The organism is Paludisphaera soli, from assembly GCF_011064595.1.
Lineage (GTDB): Bacteria > Planctomycetota > Planctomycetia > Isosphaerales > Isosphaeraceae > Paludisphaera > Paludisphaera soli.
On sequence record NZ_JAALJI010000010.1, the window covers coordinates 64551 to 87023 of the forward strand.

At 70.8% G+C, this 22473-nt stretch carries 18 protein-coding genes; 8 read left to right on the forward strand and 10 right to left on the reverse strand.

The genetic code is table 11. The features are described 5' to 3' along the window. Positions 1–11 precede the first annotated feature (11 nt). Positions 12–1565, reverse strand: a complete 1554-nt coding sequence (hpnR, locus tag G6O68_RS14660) for a hopanoid C-3 methylase HpnR (protein WP_165249031.1) — start codon at positions 1563–1565, stop codon at positions 12–14. A gap of 304 nt (positions 1566–1869) precedes the next feature. On the opposite strand from hpnR, the gene miaB reads away from it, so the two are divergent. Genes miaB through G6O68_RS14680 form a run of 4 tightly spaced genes read left to right on the forward strand, consistent with a single transcriptional unit; the run spans position 1870 to position 8059 of the window. After that, on the forward strand, positions 1870–3300 hold the full coding sequence (gene miaB, locus G6O68_RS14665; protein ID WP_165249033.1) for a tRNA (N6-isopentenyl adenosine(37)-C2)-methylthiotransferase MiaB: 1431 nt from the start codon (positions 1870–1872) through the stop codon (positions 3298–3300). 11 nt (positions 3301–3311) lie between these two features. Continuing rightward, positions 3312–4037, forward strand: coding sequence for an SMI1/KNR4 family protein (locus G6O68_RS14670; protein ID WP_165249035.1), 726 nt, complete (start codon positions 3312–3314; stop codon positions 4035–4037). Positions 4038–4062: 25 nt separating this feature from the next. Further along, positions 4063–7209: a bifunctional [glutamate--ammonia ligase]-adenylyl-L-tyrosine phosphorylase/[glutamate--ammonia-ligase] adenylyltransferase gene (glnE, locus tag G6O68_RS14675; protein WP_165249037.1), complete on the forward strand. Its 3147-nt coding sequence runs from the start codon at positions 4063–4065 to the stop codon at positions 7207–7209. A gap of 31 nt (positions 7210–7240) precedes the next feature. Beyond that, the gene (locus tag G6O68_RS14680) at positions 7241–8059 is read left to right on the forward strand and encodes a hypothetical protein (protein ID WP_165249039.1); all 819 of its coding nucleotides are present in this window, start codon (positions 7241–7243) and stop codon (positions 8057–8059) included. A gap of 15 nt (positions 8060–8074) precedes the next feature. On the opposite strand, the gene G6O68_RS14685 is transcribed toward G6O68_RS14680, so the two are convergent. Next, positions 8075–8728 (reverse strand): 3-keto-disaccharide hydrolase, encoded by a 654-nt coding sequence (locus tag G6O68_RS14685; RefSeq protein ID WP_165249041.1) that lies wholly within the window; start codon positions 8726–8728, stop codon positions 8075–8077. A gap of 132 nt (positions 8729–8860) precedes the next feature. Then, entirely contained in the window at positions 8861–10435 is a 1575-nt protein-coding gene (locus G6O68_RS14690) for an NAD(P)/FAD-dependent oxidoreductase (protein ID WP_240911194.1), read from the reverse strand. Positions 10436–10763: 328 nt separating this feature from the next. Here G6O68_RS14690 and G6O68_RS14695 point away from each other — a divergent pair, with 328 nt between their 5' ends. Further along, entirely contained in the window at positions 10764–11057 is a 294-nt protein-coding gene (locus tag G6O68_RS14695) for a hypothetical protein (protein ID WP_165249043.1), read from the forward strand. 190 nt (positions 11058–11247) lie between these two features. Further along, the gene (locus G6O68_RS14700) at positions 11248–11964 is read left to right on the forward strand and encodes a PEP-CTERM sorting domain-containing protein (RefSeq protein ID WP_165249045.1); all 717 of its coding nucleotides are present in this window, start codon (positions 11248–11250) and stop codon (positions 11962–11964) included. Positions 11965–12098: 134 nt separating this feature from the next. Here G6O68_RS14700 and G6O68_RS14705 read toward each other — a convergent pair whose 3' ends face one another. From G6O68_RS14705 to G6O68_RS14725, 5 genes are all read right to left on the reverse strand, one after another. Next, entirely contained in the window at positions 12099–14534 is a 2436-nt protein-coding gene (locus G6O68_RS14705; protein ID WP_165249047.1) for a DUF3536 domain-containing protein, read from the reverse strand. A 112-nt stretch (positions 14535–14646) separates the two neighbouring features. Beyond that, positions 14647–15666, reverse strand: a complete 1020-nt coding sequence (ygfZ, locus tag G6O68_RS14710) for a CAF17-like 4Fe-4S cluster assembly/insertion protein YgfZ (protein WP_261345598.1) — start codon at positions 15664–15666, stop codon at positions 14647–14649. Positions 15667–15761: 95 nt separating this feature from the next. Further along, positions 15762–16973 (reverse strand): hypothetical protein, encoded by a 1212-nt coding sequence (locus G6O68_RS14715; RefSeq protein ID WP_165249051.1) that lies wholly within the window; start codon positions 16971–16973, stop codon positions 15762–15764. Between the two features lie 124 nt (positions 16974–17097). Continuing rightward, positions 17098–17976 carry an SDR family oxidoreductase gene (locus G6O68_RS14720; protein WP_240911196.1) on the reverse strand — a complete coding sequence of 293 codons (879 nt, stop codon included), beginning with the start codon at positions 17974–17976 and terminating at the stop codon, positions 17098–17100. A 12-nt stretch (positions 17977–17988) separates the two neighbouring features. Beyond that, a complete protein-coding gene (locus tag G6O68_RS14725; RefSeq protein ID WP_165249053.1) occupies positions 17989–18354 on the reverse strand; it encodes a cupin domain-containing protein in 366 nt (121 codons plus the stop codon). Positions 18355–18520: 166 nt separating this feature from the next. Here G6O68_RS14725 and G6O68_RS14730 point away from each other — a divergent pair, with 166 nt between their 5' ends. Together G6O68_RS14730 and G6O68_RS14735 are read left to right on the forward strand one after the other, a co-directional pair. Further along, a complete protein-coding gene (locus tag G6O68_RS14730) occupies positions 18521–19018 on the forward strand; it encodes a TspO/MBR family protein (RefSeq protein WP_165249055.1) in 498 nt (165 codons plus the stop codon). A gap of 112 nt (positions 19019–19130) precedes the next feature. Continuing rightward, a complete protein-coding gene (locus tag G6O68_RS14735; protein ID WP_165249057.1) occupies positions 19131–20297 on the forward strand; it encodes a Gfo/Idh/MocA family protein in 1167 nt (388 codons plus the stop codon). Between the two features lie 8 nt (positions 20298–20305). Here G6O68_RS14735 and G6O68_RS32395 read toward each other — a convergent pair whose 3' ends face one another. Then, the gene (locus G6O68_RS32395; RefSeq protein WP_206108098.1) at positions 20306–20710 is read right to left on the reverse strand and encodes a HEPN domain-containing protein; all 405 of its coding nucleotides are present in this window, start codon (positions 20708–20710) and stop codon (positions 20306–20308) included. Positions 20711–20722: 12 nt separating this feature from the next. Further along, the gene (locus G6O68_RS14745; protein ID WP_240911212.1) at positions 20723–22423 is read right to left on the reverse strand and encodes an NADH-quinone oxidoreductase subunit N; all 1701 of its coding nucleotides are present in this window, start codon (positions 22421–22423) and stop codon (positions 20723–20725) included. Positions 22424–22473: the final 50 nt, after the last annotated feature.

Consider the following 22473-nt stretch of genomic DNA (forward strand, 5'->3'; position numbering starts at 1 on the left):
ACCGGCTCCGGTCAGGCCGAGGGCTTGCCGCCGATCCGGGTCTCCTCGACGAACGCCTCGGTTTGGGCGTCGATCGAGCGGCCCCGTCGGCCCGGCGACGGGTGGATGTACAGGGTATGCGGGTCCACCACGTCCTGATGTGCGGGGGGGGGCGTCATCGGGTAGCGGACCGGCTGGCGATGGTCGGCGAGCTGCAGCTCGGGGTTGAAGACGCTGTTGAACTTCCAGAGCATCTTGAGCGTGTTGGTCTGCCCCCGCCGCAGGTTGTCGGCCAGGATCCCGCCGAGCGCCACGAAGGCCTTCCAGCCCAGGTGCTTGCGGTTGAGGACCTGCTGGGTCTTGACCAGCTCGGCGTAGAAATCCTCGATCGGCAGCTTGGTCGGCAGCACCGCGTGCTGGATGTCGAACAGCCGGTAGTCGTGGGTGGTGAGCTTGCGCGACTCGGTGACCCAGCTCTCGGTGCCGGGATAGGGGGTGTTCACGCTGATGTTGACGATCTCGGGGATCTCCAGGCACCACTGCCGGATGACCTCGAACTGCTTCCGGTCCCACGACGGGTCGGCGATCAGGTTGATCGCGACCATGATCCCCAGTGACCGCGCGAACTCCAGGGCCTCGAAGCTCTTGGAGAGCGTCACCCGCTTGCGAAAGCGCTTCAGGCCCTCCTCGTCGATCGCCTCGACGCCCAGGAACATGTACTGGAGGCCCAGCGTCTTCCAGAACTTGAAGACATCCTTGTTGCGCAGGAGGACGTCGCCCCGGGTCTCCAGGTAGTACTGCTTGCGGATCCCCCGGCGGGCGATCCCCTCGCCGATCGCCATGCCGTGCTCGGCCTGGATGAAGGCCACGTCGTCGACGATGAAGACGCCCGGCTCGCGGATCGAGGCCAGCTCGTCGACCGACGCCTCGGCCGACTTCACCCGGTAGCTCCGGCCGTAGAACGTCCAGGCGCTGCAGAACGAGCAGTCCCAGGGGCAGCCCCGGCTGAACTCGATCGAGGCGCAGGGGTCCAGGACCCCGATGAAGTACTTGCGGCGGTGACGCAGCAGGTCGCGCGCGGGGGTCAGGTCGTTCAGGTCGTGGACGAACGCCGCCCGGGGGCCGTGTCCCGAAGGCGCGACGACGCCGGGGATGTCCAGGAGGCTCGTCGGGTCGCGGTCGGCGGCGGCTTCGATCAGGCGGGCGACGGCGGCCTCCCCCTCCCCCTTCAGCACGCAGTCGATGGCCCCCTCGGCGTGCCGCAGGACGTCCTCGGCGACGAACGAGGCGCTATGGCCGCCGGCGAAGAGGAAGGCGTCCGGGAGCCGCTGCCGCGTCGCCTTCGCCAGGTCGATCACCTCGGGGATGTTCGCCAGGTAGTTGAGCGAGTAGGCGACGGCGTCGGGCCGCCAGGAGTCGATCGCCCGGAGATAGGCTGCGTGGTCCTCGACCTGGAGGTCGATCAGGCGGACGTCGTGGCCGGCCCGTCGCAGCTCCGCCGCGATCGTCTCGATCCCCAGCGGCTCCAGCCGCAGGAAGACCTTCGTGTACATCAGCGAGCTGGGGTGGACGGCCAGGATCTTCATGAGCGCTCCGCGCGGCCCCCGGGAATGGTGAAATCTTGCCAAAAGGTTTATATCAAGCGGGCCGGCCCGACGCCAGGGCGGCTCCCCTCGGGCCGGCCCGGCCGCGAGCGCGCCAAACCCCGCCGCCCGCCCGACCGGCAAGGTCATCCGCACTCCGACGCCCCTCGTCGCATCGAGAGCCGTTCCCATTATCGCCCGGGAATGATAAAATCCACCCTTCGACGAGAGGCCGGCCCCGGCCCCGACGTGTCCCCGTTCCTCGCGTGACAGGCCGCGCCGCCCGCCGCCTGGGAGTGTCCGAGCGATGGCCGACCAGCCGACCTCGCAGCCGAAGAAGCTCTACATCGAGACCGTCGGCTGCCAGATGAACGTCCTCGACAGCGAGCTCGTCGTCGCCCGCCTGCGCGACGACGGCTACGAGCTGACCGACGACATCGACCAGGCCGACGCCATCCTCTACAACACCTGCTCGGTCCGCCAGCACGCCGAGGACAAGATCTACAGCGCCCTGGGCCGGATCAAGCACCTCAAGAAGAAGAAGCCCGAGCTGGCCGTCGGGGTGCTCGGCTGCATGGCCCAGAAGGACCAGGGCCAGATCCTCAAGCGCGCCCCCCACGTCGACGTGGTGATCGGCCCCGGACAGCTCGGCCGCGTCCCCGAGCTGATCGCCAAGGCGAAGGCCGAGGCGACGCCCCAGATGGCCGTCAGCCTGGCCCGCAACGCGGGCAGCCGCGAGCACGTCACGTCCAGCTTCGACAGCTACGACGCCGACCGCGAGCCCGCCGTCCGCCCCAGTACGTTCCAGGCGTATCTCCGGGTCATGATGGGGTGCGACAAGTTCTGCACCTACTGCATCGTCCCCTCGGTCCGGGGGCCGGAGCAGAGTCGCCCGCCGTCGGGGATCGTCGCCGAGGCCCGGCTGCTCGCCATGCAGGGGGTCAAGGAGATCACCCTCGTCGGCCAGACCGTCAACAGCTACAAGCACAAGGAGGCCGACGGCCGGATCACCCGGCTCTCGGACCTTCTCGCCCGGCTCCACGACGTCGACGGCGTCGAGCGGATCAAGTTCATCACGAGCTTCCCCAACGACATGACCGACGACCTGCTCCAGGCCGTCCGCGACCTGCCCAAGGTCTCGCGCTACATCCACGTCCCCGCCCAGAGCGGCTGCGACCTCGTCCTCAAGCGGATGAAGCGGATGTACACGGCCGCCTTCTACGAGGAGATGCTGGCCCGGCTCCGCGAGACCATCCCCGGCTCGTCGGTCTCCAGCGACTTCATCGTCGGCTTCTGCGGCGAGACCGACGAGTCGTTCGAGAAGACCGTCGGCCTGCTGGAGCGCTCCCGGTTCAAGAACAGCTTCATCTTCAAGTACAGCCCCCGCACCGGCACCAAGGCCGACGACCTCTACCCCGACGACGTGCCCGAGGAGGTCAAGCGGCGCCGCAACCACGTCCTCCTGGACCTCCAGACGAGGATCAGCCTGGAAGACAACCGGGCCTTCATCGGCCGCGAGGAGACGGTGCTCGTCGAGGGCCGCAGCCGCTCCACCACCCGCAAGGAGGGCTGGGAGGGCCCCGACCAGCTCACCGGCCGGACGCACTGCGACCGCATCGTCGTGTTCGACGGTCCCGACGAGCTTTCCGGCCGGCTGACGCGGGTCCGGATCGAGAACGCCAGCGCCGTGACGCTGTTCGGCCGCGTCGCCGAAGGCCAAGTCGCGGGCCCGGTTTGAAGGGGGCTCCGATGCCGAGCCAGCTCCAGGAGCTGGTGAACTGCTGGATGGCCTGGGGCGGCGTGGACGCTGCGCTCGGGCCCGACGCGACGGCGCTGGCGGCCGGGTTCGACGACGACGCGGTGCGACCGGGCGCCTCGCCGGGAGCCCTCGCGGGCTGGGAGAACCGCCACGGCTTCCGGCTCCCCGCCGGCCTCCGCGCCTGGCTGCTGCTCTCGGACGGGCTCCATCGCCGGGCCCCGCTGATCCACCCCATCTCGGCCATCGGGCCGATGATCCTGTTCGCCCCGATGGACGAGCTGCACATCCAGCCCGAGAGCTGGTTCGAGCTGGGCAACCCGAACGTGGAGACGGTCTGCATCGACCTGGCCTACCGCTGGCCCGGGGGCGGCTGTCCGATCTTCGCCTCGGGCGACGAGGCGGCCGGCACCAAGCCCCGCATCATCGCCCGGAGCTTCGAGGAGTGGTTCCTGAAGCTCCTGGCCGAGGGGGGCCGCGAGTACTGGCTCGACCCCGATTTCGCCGCGTTCGGGAACCCCTGGGAGGCCCACCGCCGGTTCACCCCGCCCCCGGAGCTGCCGGGCCCCCTCCGCCCGTTCACCGCCGCGGTCGGGCCGCTCGTCTGGGCGGGGGTCGACGAGCGCGAGATCGCCGCGAGGACCGGCTTGACCCACGACGACGTCGAGGCCATCATCCGGCACCTCCAGCACGTTCCGCCCAACCTGGCGTCCCCGTGACGCCCCGGCCCCGGGGGGCGTCGTCGTGAATCTCGAATGGTTCGTCCGGCAGCTCGAATTCCCGACCCTGACCCGCAAGTGGCTCAACGGCCTGGGCGTGCGCGACCTGGACCGCGGCGAGCGCGACGTCGAGGACCTCGCCCGTCACGCCGGGCCCGAGGGCCGGCAGCTCCTCGCCCGGATCGCCGGCCAGTTCGACTCGATCCTGCCGCGAAGCTCCGACCCGGGCATGGCCCTGACGAACTTCGAACGCTACGTCGCCGCCCTGCCCGACCCCTCGCTCGGACTGGCGCGGCTGGCGGCGCGCCCCCGGACGACCGAGATCCTGCTGCAGGTCTTCAGCACCAGCCAGCACCTCAGCGAGCTGCTGATCCGCAGCCCCGACCTGATCGACTGGCTCCAGGCGGGGGCCGAGCGCCGCGACCGCCGGACCCTGATCGCCGACCTCTGGAACATCCTGACCTCGGGCGAGCCCCAGGAGGACCCCCGGATCGCCCTCCGCCGGTTCCGGCTCCGCGAGACGCTGCGGATCGGCTACAACGACATCGTCCGCGGCTTCCCGCTGGAAGTCACCACCGCCGACCTGTCGCACCTGGCCGACGCCTGCATCGAAGCGGCGACCCGGGTGGCCCGGATCGGCATGGTGCGCCGCTACGGCGAGCCCACGGGCTCTCACGGCCGGCCCGCCCGGTTCTCGGTCCTCGGCCTGGGGAAGCTCGGCGGCGTCGAGCTGAACTACAGCTCGGACATCGACCTCATCTTCCTCTACGACGAGGACGGCGCGACCGCCGGCCTCCGCTCGGTCACGAACGCCGAGTTCTTCGCGAGGATGAGCGCGGAGGTGGTGCGGCTCCTCTCCGACCACACGGCGCTCGGGATGGCCTACCGGGTCGACATGCGGCTCCGGCCCGAGGGGGACCAGGGAGTCCTCGCCCGCTCGTTCGACGCCACGATGGGCTATTACGTCACCCGCGGCCGCACCTGGGAGCGGCAGGCCCTGATCAAGTGTCGGACGGTCGCCGGCGACGCGGAGCTGGGCGCCGCCTTCATCGAGGCCGTCACGCCGTTCGTCTACCGGCGCTACCTGAGCGCGTCGGAGATCTCGGAGATCAAGTCGCTGAAGCGTCGGATCGAGCAGCGCACGGTCTCCGCAGGCCGCGCCGAGTTCGAGGTCAAGACGGGCCACGGCGGCATCCGCGACGTGGAGTTCGTCGTCCAGTTCCTCCAGCTCCTGCACGGCGGCGAGTACCCTGTCGTCCGCAGCACGAACACCCTGGAGGCCGTCGACCGGCTGGAGCAGGTGGGCTCGCTGACGGCCGAGGAGCGGAGCGTGATGGACGACACCTACCGCTTCCTCCGCCAGGTCGAGCACCGGCTCCAGATGCTCTTCGACCGCCAGACCCACGAGATGCCCCGGCAGCTGGAAGAGGTCCGGACGCTGGCGATCCGCATGGGCTACGCCCCGCTCAGCGTCCTGGAGGATCGCGAAGGTCCGGCCCGCCGCTTCCTCGTCGACTACCGGAGCAAGACCGAGCTGAATCGGCGGATCCTCAACCACATCCTCCACGACGCCTTCCTCGTGGGCGACGGCGACGGCGACCGCGCCGAGGCCGACCCGATCGTCGACCTCGTGCTCGACCCGCACTCCACCGAGGAGCACGCGTCGGAGGTGCTCGCCCGCTACCCGTTCCGCGACCGGGCGGCCGCCTACAACAACCTCATGGCGCTGGCGAGGGAGGACTTCGCGTTCCTCTCGCACGCCCGCTGCCGCCACTTCCTGGCCTCAATCGCCCCCCGCCTGCTCCAGGCCGTGGGCCGCACCGCCGACCCGGACTTGACGCTGGCGAATCTGGAGAAGGTCTCGGCCTCGCTGGGGGCCAAGGCCATCCTGTGGGAGCTGTTCAACATCAACCCGCCGAGCCTGCGGCTCTACGTGGAACTTTGCGCCACCAGCCAGCTCGTCTCGCGGATCCTGACCAACAACCCGGGGATGATCGACGACCTGATGGACTCGCTGGTCGTCGACCGCCCCCTCCCCGGCGCGGCGATCAAGGCCGAGCTGGCCGAGCTGACCCGGGGGGCCGAGGACCTGGCCCCGATCCTCTGGAGCTTCCGCAACAAGGAGTGGGTCCGCATCGGCACCCGCGACGTCCTCTCGCGCGAGCCGATCCGCGAGGTCGCCCGCGAGTTGGCCGACGTGGCCGAGGCGATCGTCGGCCAGGTGGCGCGCGACCAGTGGTCGCGACGGGCCGAGCGGTTCGGATCCCCCACCCGGGCCGACGACGGCCGTCGCGACCGCTGGGCGATCCTCGCCCTGGGGAAGCTCGGCGGCCGGGCGCTCAATTATCACAGCGACCTCGACCTGGTCTTCCTCCACGAGAGCGACGGCTGCACGACCGGCGGGGTCGAGTCGACCTCCAACCAGCAGTTCGTCACCGACGTGGCGCAGCGGCTGCTCAAGGCGATGGGCCGCGACGCCGCCACCGGGGTCCTCTACCAGGTCGACACCCGCCTGCGGCCCCACGGCGCGGCCGGCCCCCTCGTCAACACGCTCCGGGCGTTCGCCGACTACTACGAGACGTCGGCCCAGTCGTGGGAGAAGCTCGCGCTGACGCGCGGGCGGGTCGTCTTCGCCACCGGCGGCTTCGGCCGCCACGTCAGCGACGCGATCCGGGCCGTCCTGACCAGGCCCGTCGACGCCGCGGCCCTCGGCGCCGAGGTCGTCGCCATGCGGCGGCGGCTCGAGGACTCGCGGGGCCGCAAGGACCTGAAACGCGGAGTCGGCGGCCTGGCCGACGTCGAGTTCGCCGTCCACTACCAGACGCTCATCCACGCCGCGCGCCACCCCGACGTCCTTCGGCCCAACACCTGGGAGGCCCTCGACGCCCTGGCCGTCGTCGGCGTCCTCAGCCCGGCCCTGCACGACGAGCTGCGGGACATCTACAACTTCCTGTTCAGCGTCGACGCCCGCCTCCGCCTGATCCACGACCGGGCCGGCGCGGAACTGCCCGAGGATCCCGACGACCTGACCCGCCTGGCCCGTCGCCTGAAATACGACGCGGACGACCCGACGCTCGCCGTCTCCACGTTCCTGCTCGACTCCGCCCGCTACAGCACCCGCGCCCGCGCCATCTTCCAGCAGCTCGTCCCCGACGGCGACGCCGCGACCTGACGGGCGACGACGATGTACCCGGAGACCCGCCATGCCCTTCGGCCCGCTCTTGATGGGACTCGCGATCCTCGCCTCCGCCCCCCCGGAGGGCCGCCGCGCCGACCTGCGGGACGGGGCCAAACTGTTCATCCCGGCGGGCTTCCGGGAAGTCGACGGCAAGGTGAACATCCTCTTGCACCTTCACGGGACGCCGACCGTGACCGAGCCCGCGCTCGCCGCCCTGGACTGGAACGCGGTGCTCGTCTCGTTCAACCGGAGCGGCCTCTCCTCGGCCTACCGGGAGCCTTTCTCCGACCCCGCGCTCTTCCCGCGACTGCTCGACGAGGCGGCGCGGGCCGCGGCGACCGAGTCGGGAGCCCGTCCCGAGGTCGGCAAGGTCCTCCTCAGCAGCTTCAGCGCGGGGTTCGGCGGGGTCCGCGAGATCCTCAAGACGCCGGCCTCGTTCGACCGGATCGACGCGATCGTGATGGCCGACTCGATCTACTGCGGCTACGCCGGCGACCCGGCCGAGAAGCGGGTGGACCCGGACCTCATGGAAGGCTTCGAGCGGTTCGCGCGCGAGGCCGCCGAGGGCCGAAAACGCTTGCTCGTCAGCCATTCGGCCCAGGTCCCGCCGGGCTACGCCAGCACGACCGAGACGGCCGACTATCTCCTCAAGGCCGTGGCCGCGTCGCCCGAGCCGGCCGACGTCGATTGGGGAGACGGCTGGCGTCAGACCCGGAAGGCGACGCGGGGGAAGTTCGAGGTCCTCGGTTTCGCGGGCGATGGGCCCGAGGATCACATGCGGCACCTGCGCCGGATCGTGGACCTCTGGAAGCTCGTCCCCGACCCGTTCGCCGAGAAGGGCTGACCGATCCTCGGAGGTTCACTCGGCCTTCGCGGCCTTCAGCTCCTTGACCTCGACCGCCCGGAAGGCGATGGTCCCGCCGTGGTTCTGGAGGCAGACGTAGCCCTTCAGCGGCTTCTCCTTGAGCGGCTCGACCTGGCTCTGGTCGACGTCCTGGATCAACTCGCCGTTGAGGACGATCCGGATGCGCGGGCCTTCGCAGGTGACTTCCAGGGTGTTCCATTCGCCCGCGGGCTTGATGGCGTTCACCTTCGGGGCGATGTAGCGGTAGAGCGAGCCCGTGCTGTGCACCGACGCCGGCTTGCCCGCGTCGTCGAGGAGCTGAATCTCGTACGAGTAGAAGGAGGGGCGGGTCGAGCGGGAGGAGTCCGGGACGAACGCGGTGGTGCGGAATCCGACGCCGCTGTTGCAGCCGGGGGCCATCCGGAATTCGACGTGGAACGTGAAGTCGTCGAATTCCCGCTCCTTGTAGCGGAGGAACCCGAACCCCTTGCCGCGACAGACCAGGAGCCGGTCCTCGACAGTCCAGACGGGTCGTTTGGAGCCGTCGACCTCGGCTTCGGAGACCCCCTCGGCGACCCAGCCGTCGAGGCTCCGGCCGTCGAAGAGCGGGATCGCCGCGTCGTCGGCGGCGAAGGCGAGGAGGCCCAGGACGAGGAAGGCGGTCGGCATCGTCGTTCGCTCCGAGGGGGTGCCGTCGAAGGGCGCCGCCCGAGGCCTCGGGCGGCGTTTCGGGACGATCCTAGCACGGAGGCGAGGGGCGATGCGACCCGCCGGGCCGGCCCCGGGCGATTTCCGACCGGGTCAGGCCGAGCCCACGCGGCGGGGCACCGCGCGTCCGACGCCGGGGGTCTGCACGTCGTCGGACGGGCCGTCCTCGTGGTACTCGGCGTCGGTGTTGACCTTCCAGGTGTCGTACTTCCCCTGGCCGAGGATGTTCCGCGCGGCGAGCGTGGCGGTCATCATCGAGTGGTCCTGATTATTGTACTTGTGCATCCCGTTGCGGCCGGCCAGCTCCAGGTTGTCGAAGTTCGCCAGCCAGCCCCGGATGACCTCCAGGTGCTTGCGGTACTCGTCGTCGTAGACCGGGTAGGCCTTGGGCATGCGGACGACGCAGCCGTCGATCACCTCGCTCGCCGGCACCAGCCCCATCGCGTCGATCTCGCGGCGGCCGAGTTCGAGGAGGTCCGCGTCGGACATCGTCCAGAGCTCGTCGCCCTCGAAGCAGAAGTACTCCAGGCCGAGGCTCGACTTGGTGGGGTCGGGCACGAGGTCGGGCGACCAGTTCTTGAAGTTCTGGATCCGGCCGACGCGGACGTCCGGCTCGTGCACGTAGATCCAGGTGTCGGGGAACGTCTCGGCCCGGTCGACGATCAGGACGACCGAGAGGAAGTCGCGGTAGCCGAGCGACTCGGCGGCCTTGCGGACCTCGTCGGGGGCGGCCGGGTTCATGGAACGGATCAGCTCGCGGACGGGGAGCGTGGAGAGGAACTGGCGGCCCGTGTAGCGGTAGGTCTTCCCGGCCTCGTCGCGGGCGACGACCGAGGTCACGGACGAGCCGTCGTGGTCGATCCGGACGACGCGGCGGTCCATGTGGACCGCGCCGCCCATCTCGCGGATGCGGTCGCGGGCCGTCTCCCACATCTGGCCGGGGCCGAGGCGGGGGTAGTGGAACTCCTCGATGAGGGTCTTGATGACCTCCCCCTTCTTGGAGCCGAGCCCCCCCTTGAGCGCGCCGAAGACCGCCCGGACGAGGCTCAGCCCCTTGATCCGCTGGGCGGCCCAGTCGGCCGAGATGGCCGAGGTGGGCATCCCCCAGACCTTCTCGGTGTAGGACTTGAAGAAGGTCTCGAAAAGCACCCGGCCGAACCGGTTGACGACCCAGTCCTCGAAGCTCCGCTCCGGCTTGATCGGCCGGATGCGGGCCTTGATGTAGCTGAGGAGGATCCGGGCCGAGCGCGCCAGGCCGAGCTTCCAGAGCGCGTCGACCGGCTTGAGCGGGTAGTCGAAGAACTTGCGGTCGTAGTAGATCCGGCTGAGTCGGGGCCGCTTGATGAACTGGTCGCCCAGGATCTCCCGCCAGAGGTCGTTGACCTCCTGGCTCTTGGAGAAGAAGCGGTGGCCGCCGATGTCGAAGCGGTAACCCTTGTACTCGTCGGTCCGGCTGATGCCGCCGACGAGCCTGGGGTCGGCCTCGAGGACCGCGCAGGTGCGGCCGTTCCTGGCGAGTTCGTAGGCCCCGGTGAGCCCGGCGGGGCCGCCGCCGGCGATCACCGTCTCATAGGCTTCGATCACCGCCTCGGAGCCGGGTTCCTCGACGCGCGTCCAGCGGTGGGGGACGGCCCCCGTGCGCGTCGTCGGCGACTGTGGCGACTCCATGCCCATGAGCGGCTCCTCGTGACCTTCCTGATCCGATGGACCCCTCGGGCGGGGTCCGGAAACGCGGTCCATCGCGTCCTCGATCCGACGTCTCGGCGACGGGCGGGCCGAGTTTTGGCATAAATGCCGGGGGCGGTCAACGTCGATCAAAATCGTCGCGACCTGTCGCCCTTGACCGCTTTCGTCCGATCATGAAAATGGCCGAGCCGTTCGACGCCGCCCCCCCGGCCCGGCCGGGAAGGGCGCACGGCCGGCCCCCGTCGCGAGTCTCCTCCTTACGGACGGGGGCGCCGACTCCGACGGGTATCCGTTCCCCAGGAACACCCAAATGACTGCCGAACAGTTCGAGACGGTCCTCGACGAGATCCGCCGCCGACAGGGGACGCGTCATCCGCTCGTGCAGCTCGCCACGGCGGAGAGGACGATCCGCGGCCGCGTGGGCGATTTCGTCGTCGATCGGTCCTCGCGTCGCAACCCGCAGTCCCCCTACGGGATCGTCTCGATCGAGCCCCCCGGCCTGGTGCCGGGCCCGCTGCAGCTCGTCCAGGTCGCCGAGATCCTCCCGGACGGCGTCCGCGAACTCCCCGCCCGCCAGCCCGCACTGGCCGGCTCCGGCGTCTGACGCCCCATAAAGGTCGAAACCACGGGACCGGCGCCGGGCGGGAGGAACCGCCCCGACGCCGGTCTCGTCGTTTCGAAGGCCGTCGAGATGCCCTTGCCCGATGACCGGCGCGTCAATACAGTCCGGAATCGACCAGAGCCCGTCCGGTCGGAATCGGCGGGACGACGGACTTCAACGAGGTGATGCGACCATGATGCGGTCAAGGACGGCCCTCGCGACGTGGCTGACGGCGTTCGCGGCGATGAGCGCCGCGGGCGGATCGGCGAGGGCTTCGAAGCTGCTGACGTTCGACGACGTGTACGGCGTCGCGTCCGAAATGCCGATCTACAGCGGATACGGCGGGCTGGACTGGCAGAACGTCGAGGCCATGAACGTCGATTGGTGGCGAAACACCGGCAATCCCGCCAACGGGTACGTCCACGGCCTCACGTCGGGGTCCCAGGTCGCCTGGGTGCCGACGAACGGATCCGGCACGGCTACGGCCGTCCTCAGCAGCCCGACCCCATTCGCCTTCACGGGCGCCGCGTTGACCTCGGCGTGGATGGACGACCTGACGGTCCGGGTCGACGGCTATTTGAAGGACCGGCTCGTCGGCTCGCGGACGGTCGTCCTCAACACGGACGCCCCGACGCTCGCCGCCTTCCCGTTCGACGCGGTCGACGCGGTGCGGCTCACGGCCTCGGGCGGGACGCTTAATCCGGCGTATGGATCGTCGGACGAGCCCGGCTGGCTCCCCGCCCTCAACTTCGTGCTCGACGACGTCCGGCTCGACGTCGCGTCCGGGCCCGACGGGGCCCCGCCGACCGAGCCAACCGACCCGACCCCCGTGCCCGAGCCGTCGACGCTGGCCCTCGCCGGGCTGCTCGCCGCCGGCTGGTGGCTCCGGCCGCGACGTCGCGTCGCCTGAGCGAGACGGCGGACCGCTCGAACGCGACCGCCGCGGATTCCTCCGAATATCGAGAGAAGACTCCCCGACGCGTCCCGGGCTCCGGACTCCTGGGCCTGGGACGGGCGGGCGAAGGCCCACGCAAGATCGAGCGGTCAGGGCCGCCATCCCAGGACCGTCGGCGCCACTTCGAGGCGGCCGGCGAGCCGCTGGAACGTCTGCCGCAGGGCGTCGTCCAGTTCCTCGGCGTCGGTCAGGCCCATGAAGGCGTCGAGGAACTCGTTCTGGGCCTCCCAGAGGTCGGGCTTGATCCCCATGGCCGCGGCGGCGTCCAGCAGGCGTTCCCCGCAGCTCGCCGCGGCCGCCGCGTCGCCGTTGCGCAGCTCGCGCATCTGCCGCCTCAGCCCCTCGGAGAGGGCCTTGCCCAGCGCGTCGCGCTGGGGCGTGTAACCCCACGCCTTGCCCCGGTCGCAGAGGTGCTCGATCTCGACGAGCCGGGACTCGTCCCCCTCCACCATGGCCTCGATCTGCTCGTGGAGGTTGGCGTCGAGGAAGGTGAGCGCTGCGGCCCGCAAGGGCTTGGGGATCGGGTAGTTCAGGCGGCCGAGCCGGTTCAGGACCTCCTCGTCCTGGTTGGCGAGCCTCGCGAACGTGCGCCGGTAGTCCTCGAACCGATCGGCGAGGACGATCCCGATGATCCGCCGCTGCTCGTCGCGGAACAGGTCGTCGAGACGGTGGGTCGAGCCGTGGAAGTCGCGGTTCAGGATGGTCAGCACGTCGGCGAGCGAGCCGGAGCGGTAGGTCGCCAGCAGCTCGGCCCGGAAGGCCGCGAAGGCGTCGGCGTCGAGGTCGCGGCAGAGGACCGTGTGGAAATCCAGGCCGCCGAAGTGGACGACGACGAAGTGGCCCTCGGCCCTGCTCCAGGTGCGTCGCGAGCGGCCGACGAGCCGGCCGATCGCCAGGTGCCCGGCGCCTCGGGTGCGGATGACCACGTCGTCGGCCTCCACGGCGTAGGCCTGCGCGTCCGCGTCGCCCACGCCCTCGTCGCCGTTCCGGTAGATCAGGCTGATGGCGTGGTGGGCCAGCACGCGATCCAGGTCGACCCCGGCCGGCCGGATGCACTTCTCCCAGACCCCCTTGCCGTCGCCGTATTCGGGCAAGTTGCTCGGCGCCTTCTCCAGGGCCGCGACGAACTCCTCCTCCAGCTCGCGTCCGAAATGGCGGGCGAGCGTGATCGCCCGCGCGGCGTACTGGAGGCACTGCGTCGTCTCCAGGCCGCTGATCTCGTCGAAGAACCAGCCGCACGACGTGTACATCAGCATGGAGTCGAGCTGGATCTCCAGCAGGCGGAGGGCGTCCGTGGTCTGCTGCTCGTCCAGGTCCGGATGGCCGAACTCCTCCAGGAACGCGCGGATCGACTCGGGATCGTACCGGTCCAGGATCACCCGGATGTAGCCGTTCCGGGCCGCCCAGGGGTCGGGGAAGCAGGTCCGGCCGCGGGTCCCGAACAGGTGGTCGACGTGCCGCTTGAGGCCGTCGAGCGCGTCGCGGAGCGGCCCGCGCCACCTCTGATGCCAGTCGCCCCGGGTCTTGCAGCCGCAGTCGGACCGCCAGCGCTCGACGCCGTGGGCGCAGCTCCACGAGCTGTCCTGGTGGATGTCCACCTCCCACTCGGGCGGGTGCAGCTCCAGGAACTCGCCGTAATTGGTCACCCGGACCTCGGGGTCCTTGGCGATCCGTTCGAGGACGTAGGCCAGCGCCATGTCGCCGTGGGCGTGGTGGTGCCCGTAGGATTCGCCGTCGGTGGCGATGTGCATGAGCTGGGCGTGGCCGCGATGGTCGTCGAACCCGCCGAACAGCCGCGACAGGAACTTCTCGCCCCGGTCCAGGAGCCTCTCGAACGCGACCTGCTGGGAGATGATGCCGTCGTAGAAGAACAGGGCGATCGAACGCCCCGAAGGCAGGCGCTGGAGGTAGGCCCGCGAGGGGTCGATGCCCCCCTGCTCCCCGGTCCAGGACTTCTCGCCGAGCTTCCGCCAGCGCCTGGCCTGGCGGGGGGCCAGAACGGTGAACTTGATGCCGGTGGCGGCCAGGGCCTCCAGCGAGGCCAGGTCGACGGCCGTCTCGGCCAGCCACATCCCCTCGGGGTCTCGGCCGAACCTGTGACGGAAGTCCTCGACGCCCCAGGCCACCTGGGTCTCCTGATCCCTCGCGGTCGCCAGGGGAAGGATCATGTGGTTGTAGGCCTGGGCCAGGGCGTTGCCGTGGCCCCCGCGCCGCTCCCGGCTGACGCGGTCGGCCTCGACGATCTTGTCGAGCACGTCGGGCGCGGCGCCGGCCATCCAGTGCAGGAGCGTGGGGCCGAAGTTGAAGCTCATCCAGGCGTAGTTGTTCAGGATGTTGATGATCCGCCCGCGACCGTCCAGCAGCCGGGCGCGGGCGTTGGGGGCGTAGCTCTCGTGGGTGATCCGCTCGTTCCAGTCGTGGAACGGGGAGGCCGAATCCTGGACCTCCACCACGCCCAGCCACGGATTCTCGCGGGGGGGCTGGTAGAAATGGCCGTGGATGCAGATGTAACGCGGATGCGACATGATCGGGCTCGTTCGGGATGCGGACGCGCGACGCCGAGCGTGGACGGGGCGGCCCTGATGAGGATCGGGGATCGGATCGCTTGGGCCGTCGGGAGAGGGCGGCCGGAGGGGTTCAGGATCGGGGCGGGAGCATCGGCGGATCGGCGACCGACGCCGGGAACGTCGCGCCGTCCTCGGGGCGACGCCAGACCAGGGAAGTCCCGGGCTCGGCGTGGGCGACCCGGACGATCCCCAGGCCGACGGCCGCGCCCCAGCCCGGCGAGAACGCCGCCGAGCTTACCGTTCCGACCGCCTTGCCGTCGGCCTCGAGCGCCGCGCCCAGCGACGGAGTCGGATCGCCGGGGGCGAAGCGCAGCCCCTTGAGGATCTTGTTCACATGACCCAGCGCGTCGAGCCGGGCCACCGTCTCCTGCCCGAGGTAGCAGCCCTTGACGAAGCTGATCGCGCGGTCGTCGCGCGCGATCTCCTGGGGCAGGTTCTTCTCGGTGACCTCGCGGCCGAAGACCGGCGTCCCCGCCTCGATGCGGAGCGCCTCGAAATCCTCGGCCGTCAGCTCCGCGAGGTCGGCATTCTTCATCATTTCGATCAGGGCCGGGGCGTCGGCCGCCGGCGCGATCAGCGTGAAGCCCGGCCGCCCGGTCGGCGACTCGCGGATGCAGAGGACGTCCACGTCGCCCGCCCGCGTCGCGGTTGAGGCCGGGTCCCCGGCCTCGGGCGCCGAGCCTCCCGCGCGTTCCAGCCATTCGGCGGCGCGGGGGCCGGCGACGTGGTACTCGACGGTGGTCGCCGAGACGTCCTCCATCGTCACGTCGTCGAAGACGCCGTACTTCTGGAGGTGGGCCCGGGCCAGGTCCAGGCCGCCGGCGTCGGCGCGGAGGAGGAAGCCCTCGGAGCGGGCGACGATCGCGACGTAGGCCAGGGTCTTCCCCTGGAGGCTCGTCACGAAGGCCTCGCAGCCCCGACCTGTCGCCAGCCGCTTCACGTCGTTCGTCGTGACGTTGTGCAGGAATTTCGCCGCGTCGGGCCCGGAGACGTCCCACCGGACGCGCGCGGAGCGGTCGATCCACGCCGCAGCTTCGTCGACCGCCCGATACGGCTCGAGACTCGTGCTCATGAAATCCGTGGAACCCATCCAAGGCGTTAGGGGATCGACGGTCCTGGCCCGTGCCGATCGCGCGGGCTTCGACCTCGATTATAGCCCATCTCGGCCCGGGCGTCTCTCCCGGCTCAGGCCTCGTCGCGATCGGCGAGCTCGACCCGCACGCGGTCGGCGCGATCGACGAGTAGGCACGAGTCCGACCGGGACGCGAGCTTGATCGCCTCTTCCGGCCGCTCCAGGGGGACCATCGACAGGTCCTCGACGAGCTGGGCGTCGAGCCGGCTGAGCAGGTAGACGTCGGCCCAGGCGAGGACGTGGGCGAGCATCTTCCCCAGCAGGTGGTCCGGGTCGGCCTCGCACCCCTGCAGGACCTCGCGGGCCTCGGCGTCGCCGGCCGAGGCGAGCCGCTGGAGGGACGGGCCGAGAGGCCCGCCGGCCCGGGAGAGGGCGACGATCTTGCCCCCGCGACGGACCAGCCGCCCGGCGGTCGTCAGTCCCGCGACCAGCTCGTGCAGGCTCGTCGGCCCCTCCGCGCCGCCGACCCCCGCGACCACCAGTTCGGCCCGAGACTCCGGCCGGAACGTCCAGGTCCGGTCGAGCGCGGCCATGCCGGCGTCGCGGACCGCGTCGACCCGCCCGGCGAGGAACTCGACGGGCCCGCGCGAGCCGGGGACGAGGCCGATCTGGAAGTGGGCGCCGAGGAGCGTCCCCACCTCCACCCCCTCGTCGTCCGGCAGGTAGCGGGGCGAGCGGCCCGGCGGGGCGTCGCGATGCGACCGGCGGTAGACGTCGCGCGTCGCCTCGTCGCTCAGGTCGGGATAGACGACGCTCCAGGGGCCGTGAGGGCCGGTGAGCGGGTCCTGCCGGATCAGGCCGATCGGCAGGGCCACGTCGGCGTCGGTCAGGGTGCGGTTGAGGTAGACGCGGCTCCCCTTCTCCGTGGTGGCGAGGTAGGCGAGCTTCTCGCGGGTCGCGGGGTCGTGGGCCTCTCTCGCCCCGATCCGAGGGCCTGCGTCGAACGGCTCGACCCGGCCGGCGGGCTCCACGAGGCTGATCGCGTCGGCCTCCACCCCGGCCCCTTCCAGCACATCGGTCACGACGTCGAGGAGGAACCGAGGGTTCGCGACGTCGGGCCCCAGCGCGACGACCACGCGATCGCCCGGGACGACGATCTGACGCAGGGGGGGATATCCCGTCGGTCGTTCCAGGGCGTCGCGGAGGGCGGCCTCGGCCTCGTTCGCCGACATCCCCCCGGGGGCCGCGAAGGCGTCGACGAGGGCCTCGTCCGCCATCTCCCATTCCAGTCGTTCGCCGCCGAATTCAAGGACGTGTCGCGACACGCAAGCTCGCTTTCATACCCGTCGAAGGCCGTGGGTCACCGGTCCGCCCGTCCTGGGCGGCCTCCTGGAATCATAGGTAAGGCGTCGGAAGCCGGTCAAGCGGGCCCGGAGGCCCCGCGCCGGGTCAATCCGGAGGCCGAGCGAGGCCGGTCATCTCGACGCTCACGTTCCAGAGCCGCCGGGCGGCCGTCGCGTCGTGCGAGGCGCGGGAGGAGCGGGCGGGCTTGCTCGCGTAGAAGTACTCGCCGGTGACGTCCGCCACCTCGGGCGACGAGGCCAGGTGGATCGTCGTCGCCGCCCCCTGCTCGGGCGTGATCGCGAACAGGTTCGCGAACCCGCGCATGACTCGGCCCTTCCAGGTCGCGTCGCGGAAGATCGCCGTGTTCACATAGCCGGGATGCAGGGCATTGGTCGTGACGGCCCTCCCCTGGAGCCGACGCGCCAGCTCCTTCGTGAACAGGATGTTGGCGAGCTTCGACCGCTGGTAGGCACGCCAGCCGCTGTAGCGCTTGCGGCCTTCGAGGTCGTCGAAATCCAGCGACACGCCCCGATGCGCCCCCGACGCCACGTTGACGATCCGCGCCGAGGGGCCGGATTGCAAGAGCGGCAGCAGCAGATTCGTCAGCAGGAACGGGGCCAGGTGATTCACCGCGAAGGTCTGTTCGATCCCGTCGACGGTCTCTTGCCTCTCCAGGAATAGGCCCCCGGCGTTGTTGATCAGCACGTCGAGCCGCTCGGCGCGTCCGCGCACGTCTTCGGCCAGCTTCCGGACCTCCGCCTGGGAGGCGAAGTCCGCGCCCAGTGGCTCGACCTGGGCGGAGCCGACCTCGCCTCGGAGCCGTTGGGCCGCGTCGCCGGCCGTCTCCGCCGAGCGCCCGACCAGGAGCACCCGGGCGCCGGCGCGGGCCAGCTCGCGGGCCGCGACGTAGCCGATCCCGGACGTCGCGCCGGTGACCAGGCAGGTCCTGTCCTTCATCGAGGGGATGGGCGGGCTCGTCGGCATGGGGTCGTCGTTTCACTCCGGGTCGCGGCGGGCGGCGTCGAGCGTGAACGCGGGGAGGCAGACTGCGACGTACTCCGCGCCCTCGTCCTCGGGGGTGCTGTAGCGGACCCATTCGCCGGCGGCGACCCGCACGGCCTGGCCTTGGCGGACGTCGAGGACGCCGTCGCGGTGCTCGACCCGGAGCAGGCCGCGGAGGACCAGCGTGTACTCGTCGAACGTCGGCGTCTGGCCGGGCTCGACCCAGCCGCCGGGGCTCCGCATGTGGGCGACGCTCAGTCCGGCCTCGCCGGTGTTGACCCGGCCGACGTACTCGTCGATCAGCTTCGGCTTGGTGCCCGCGGCTTCCACGCGGCTGGGTCCGGGGATCAGGGTGGGCATGTCGCGGCTCCCTCCGGCGATCGGGGCGGTTTCGGTAGTCGAATGCTACTGGCCGGCCGATCGGACCGTCAAGCGCCGGCGGGCGGGCCTACTTGACGAGGCCGCAGGCCGGGCCGATGATCCGTCGTGCGGGCGTGGATCGCGTCGGGCCTGGACGGGGAGTCGAATGGTGGCGGGCAATCGGTCGGTGGCGGCCCAGGCGGCCGGTCTGGTGGGCTTCCTGCTCGTGACGGCGGCGGCGGCGGCGCTCGGGTCGATGGCGACGATCCCGAACGTCGATTCCTGGTACGCCGGGCTCCGCAAGCCTCCCTGGACTCCCCCCAACTGGCTCTTCGGCCCGGCCTGGACGCTCCTCTACACGCTCATGGCCGTCGCCGCCTGGCTGGTCTGGCGGCGTCGCGACGTCGACCCCCAGGCCCGACGGAACGCCCTCGGGTGCTGGGCCTTCCAGCTCGCGTTGAACGCCGCCTGGTCCTGGCTCTTCTTCGGCTTCCAGAAGCCCGGCCTGGCGTTCGTGGAGCTGGTCTCGCTCTGGTTGATGATCCTGGCGACCCTGGTCAGCTTCGCCGGGATCGACAGGAAGGCCGCCGCGCTGCTGGTCCCCTACCTCATGTGGGTCACCTACGCCTGGGCCCTGAACGGGGCGATCTACCGGCTGAATTGAGGAGCGTTCCGCGCCGGGGGATCGGAAATCGTCGAACTCCGCCGGGCCCGGGGTTACAATAAGGATCGAGACGCGGCGACCGACCAGGCATCCTCGACGGAGTTCCCGGCCCATGCCTCCGATCACCCTCAACCGACGCCGATTCCTCGGCTGCTCGGCGGCGAGCCTCGCCCTGGCGCCGGGGCCGGCGGGCCAGGCCGCGCCCGTCGTCGGCGAGGCGACGGGGCCGGTGCGCGTCGGGTTGGTCGGCGTCGGCAACCGGGGCACGACGCTGCTGCGGACCCTCCTGGAGCTGCCCGGGGTCTCGGTCACGGTCGTCTGCGACCCCGAGCCGCGACACCGCGCGCGGGGCGAGGGGATCGTCGAGAAGGCGACGGGGCGCCGGCCCGAGGCCGTCCCCGACCCTCGCCGGATCCTCGATAGATCCGACCTCGACGCGGTCGTCGTGGCCGTCCCCTGCGACCTGCACGAAACGATCTCGTGCCAGGCCCTCGCCGCGGGCAAGCACCTGTACGCCGAGAAGCCGATGGCGATCACCGTCGCCGGCTGCGACCGGCTGATCGCCGAATCCGCCCGGGCCCCGGGCGTCGTCGTCCACGTCGGCTTCCAGCGCCGGTCTAATCCGAGGTATCAGGAGGCCGTCGGCCTGATCCGAGGCGGCGGGCTCGGCCCCCTGATCGAGGCCCGCGCCTCCTGGACCAGCAGCAACGGGCCGCTGACCGGCCACGACGGCTGGCTCGGCGACCGCCGACGCTCGGGCGACTTCATGGTCGAGCAGGCGGTGCACATCTGGGACGTGCTGAACTGGATCCACGGCGGGCCGCCCGAACGGGCCGTCGGCTGGGGACGGCGAGGCCTCTTCTCGCGGGAACACCCCACGCGCGACGTGACTGACCACTACGGCGTGGAGCTGGCCTGGGCCGACGGCTTCCGCGCCTCGTTCGTGCAGAGCTACGTCGCCCCGGCCGACGAGAACTTCACCGGCTCGCACCTGCGCGTCCTGGGGCTGGACGGCGGCTTCGACTTCGGCTCGGGCGTGCTGACCTATCGCGACCGCGATCGAGCCCGACGATCCATCCAGCCGGGGACGCGGAACGACACCAGGCTGGCGCTCGAGGCCTTCGTCGCGGCGGTCCGATCCGAGTCGCCCCCCGTCCCGCCGGTCACGCTCCAGGACGCCCGCTCCGCCACGCTCACCGGTCTGCTCGTGCGCAAGGCCGTCGACGAGGGTCGCACCGCGACGCTCGACGAAATCACCGACGCCGCGACGCCCGGCTGATTCAGACTTCAGCCGATCAGTTCGAGCGTCCGCTTCACGAAGGAAGAGGCGTTCGCCAGCGCATCGCCCGGCGCGAGCTTCAGCCGCTGCGCCAGTTCGAAGCGGCGGAGGTGCTCGGAGTCCAGCTCGCCGGTCTTCACATAGAGGGCCTCGCACGCCAGGATCAGGCAGCGCAGGCCCATCTCGCGATAGCCCCGGGCGTAGACCAGGGCGCGGAGGCAGCAGAACATCGCCTCATAGCAGAGGAAGACGACGTCCGCCGGGTCCCCCTGCCGGCTCGCGTGGATGTTCGAGGCCCCTTCCAGGCGGTCGGCGGCCTTCGCGAGCAGCTCGCCGATCCGCGCCGGGGCCTCCGGATCCTCGACGAGGTAGGGGCTCTCCAGGCACTTCGCGAAGGTATTGATGATCGCCATGACCGCGGGATCTCATTCGGGACGGGAGGGGGTGGTCCAGGCGACGGGGCGGGGCCGCGCGGTCGCCCCGGCGGCGGGGGTGGCGTCCGTGACGGCCGTCGCGTCGAGCGTCGTCGCGGTGAGCATCGGCCGCGCGATCGCCCGCATGAGGTCCATGAGCGGGCTTGGGACGATCCCGCAAGCGGTGACGACGACGGTCGCGACCACGATTGGGACCGCGATCGCCGACTTCGCCCGCTGCAGCCCCCCCACCGACGGAGCCTCGCGGAGATACATGGCCTTCAGCACCCGGACGTAATAGAAGGCCGAGACCACCGAATTGAACAGCCCGAGGGCGACCAGCCAGGCCAGCACGATCCGCGTCCCCGAGGGGCCCTGCCGGAGCGCCTCCATGAAGATGGCGAGCTTGCCGAAGAACCCCGCGAACGGCGGCACCCCGATCAGCGAGAGCATGAGGACGACGATGCACACCGCCAGCGCGGGCGAGGTGCGGGCCAGGCCGTCGAGGTCGGCGATCGCATCGCCGTCCCGGTCGCGGGCCAGCCAGGCGGCGACCGCGAAGGCACCTACGTTGGCGAACGCGTAGACCACCAGGTAATAGAGTACGGCCCCGGCCGCCTCGGGCCCGGCCGTCGACACGCTCGCCGCGGCGACGCCCACCAGGATGTAGCCGGCGTGCGCGATCGAGGAATACGCCAGCATCCGCTTGTAGTTCCGCTGCGCGAGCGCGGCGAGGTTGCCGTACGTCATGGTCGCCGCCGCGAGGACGACGACCACGCCCAGCCAGCCCGGGCCCATCAGCTCGTTCGACGGGTTGGACCAGGGGCCGAGCGCGTGCAGGAAGACCTTGAGCATGACCACGAAGCTGGCGACCTTCGAGCCGGTGGCGATCCAGGCCGACACCGGCGCGGGCGCGCCTTCATACACGTCGGGCGCCCACATGTGGAACGGGACCGCCGCGACCTTGAAGCCGAATCCGACGAGCATCAGCAGCAGCGCCGCGCCGCCGACGAGGTTCCCCGCCAGTCCCTCGTGCCCGCCCCGGCCGAGCACCCGGCCGATCGCGTCGAAGTAGGTCGTGCCGGTCAGGCCGTAGACGAAGCTCAGGCCGTAGAGGAAGAGCGCCGAGGAGACCGAGCCGTAGATGAAGTACTTGAGCCCCGCCTCTGCCGACCGCGGTTTCGACTTCTCGAAGGCCGAGGCCAGGTACAGGCAGATGGTCATCGTCTCCAGAGCGATGAAGAGGGTCGCCAGCTCCTCCGAGGCCGCCAGCAGCATCATGCCGACCGTCGCCCAGAGCAGCAGCGCGAAGTACTCGCCCAGGTCGTCGGTGAACGCATAGGCGGTCGACGTCCAGACCACCAGGCCGAGCAGCGTCAGGAACAGGACGTTCAGCACGTCCGTCGGCAGCCCGCTCGCCAGCGTCCCGAAGAAGATCAGGCCGTCGGGCCGCGAGAAGTACGACGCGAACGACTCGCCGAGGAGCCGATCGAGCCGGGGGGCGTCCGACTGGGCCAGGGAGTCGATCCCGAAGAGCGCCACGGCCGAGGCCAGCGCGAGGCCCACGCCGATCAGCGTCAGCCGACCGACCGCCAGCCGCCGCGACTCGGCGTCGCGACGTCGATAGCGGGCGAGGTCGGCGGCGACGACGACCAGCCCCCAGGCCGAGAGCAGCACGGCCGGGGCGACGCGGAGGAAATCTCGCAAATCCATCGGTAGGGCGTTCACGGGCATCGGTCGATGGTCCAGGGGGGCGCGTCGAT

Excerpts from the sequence above, each read along its gene's own strand:
- G6O68_RS14695 (WP_165249043.1), top strand. The coding sequence starts at position 10,764 with ATGACTGCCGAACAGTTCGAGACGGTCCTCGACGAGATCCGCCGCCGA.
- ygfZ (WP_261345598.1), bottom strand. The coding sequence starts at position 15,666 with ATGGGTTCCACGGATTTCATGAGCACGAGTCTCGAGCCGTATCGGGCG.
- G6O68_RS14730 (WP_165249055.1), top strand. The coding sequence starts at position 18,521 with ATGGTGGCGGGCAATCGGTCGGTGGCGGCCCAGGCGGCCGGTCTGGTG.
- G6O68_RS14690 (WP_240911194.1), bottom strand. The coding sequence starts at position 10,435 with ATGGAGTCGCCACAGTCGCCGACGACGCGCACGGGGGCCGTCCCCCAC.
- G6O68_RS14745 (WP_240911212.1), bottom strand. The coding sequence starts at position 22,423 with ATGGATTTGCGAGATTTCCTCCGCGTCGCCCCGGCCGTGCTGCTCTCG.
- G6O68_RS14700 (WP_165249045.1), top strand. The coding sequence starts at position 11,248 with ATGATGCGGTCAAGGACGGCCCTCGCGACGTGGCTGACGGCGTTCGCG.
- G6O68_RS32395 (WP_206108098.1), bottom strand. The coding sequence starts at position 20,710 with ATGGCGATCATCAATACCTTCGCGAAGTGCCTGGAGAGCCCCTACCTC.
- G6O68_RS14705 (WP_165249047.1), bottom strand. The coding sequence starts at position 14,534 with ATGTCGCATCCGCGTTACATCTGCATCCACGGCCATTTCTACCAGCCC.
- miaB (WP_165249033.1), top strand. The coding sequence starts at position 1,870 with ATGGCCGACCAGCCGACCTCGCAGCCGAAGAAGCTCTACATCGAGACC.
- G6O68_RS14685 (WP_165249041.1), bottom strand. The coding sequence starts at position 8,728 with ATGCCGACCGCCTTCCTCGTCCTGGGCCTCCTCGCCTTCGCCGCCGAC.
- G6O68_RS14680 (WP_165249039.1), top strand. The coding sequence starts at position 7,241 with ATGCCCTTCGGCCCGCTCTTGATGGGACTCGCGATCCTCGCCTCCGCC.
- G6O68_RS14725 (WP_165249053.1), bottom strand. The coding sequence starts at position 18,354 with ATGCCCACCCTGATCCCCGGACCCAGCCGCGTGGAAGCCGCGGGCACC.
- G6O68_RS14735 (WP_165249057.1), top strand. The coding sequence starts at position 19,131 with ATGCCTCCGATCACCCTCAACCGACGCCGATTCCTCGGCTGCTCGGCG.
- G6O68_RS14670 (WP_165249035.1), top strand. The coding sequence starts at position 3,312 with ATGCCGAGCCAGCTCCAGGAGCTGGTGAACTGCTGGATGGCCTGGGGC.
- G6O68_RS14720 (WP_240911196.1), bottom strand. The coding sequence starts at position 17,976 with ATGCCGACGAGCCCGCCCATCCCCTCGATGAAGGACAGGACCTGCCTG.
- hpnR (WP_165249031.1), bottom strand. The coding sequence starts at position 1,565 with ATGAAGATCCTGGCCGTCCACCCCAGCTCGCTGATGTACACGAAGGTC.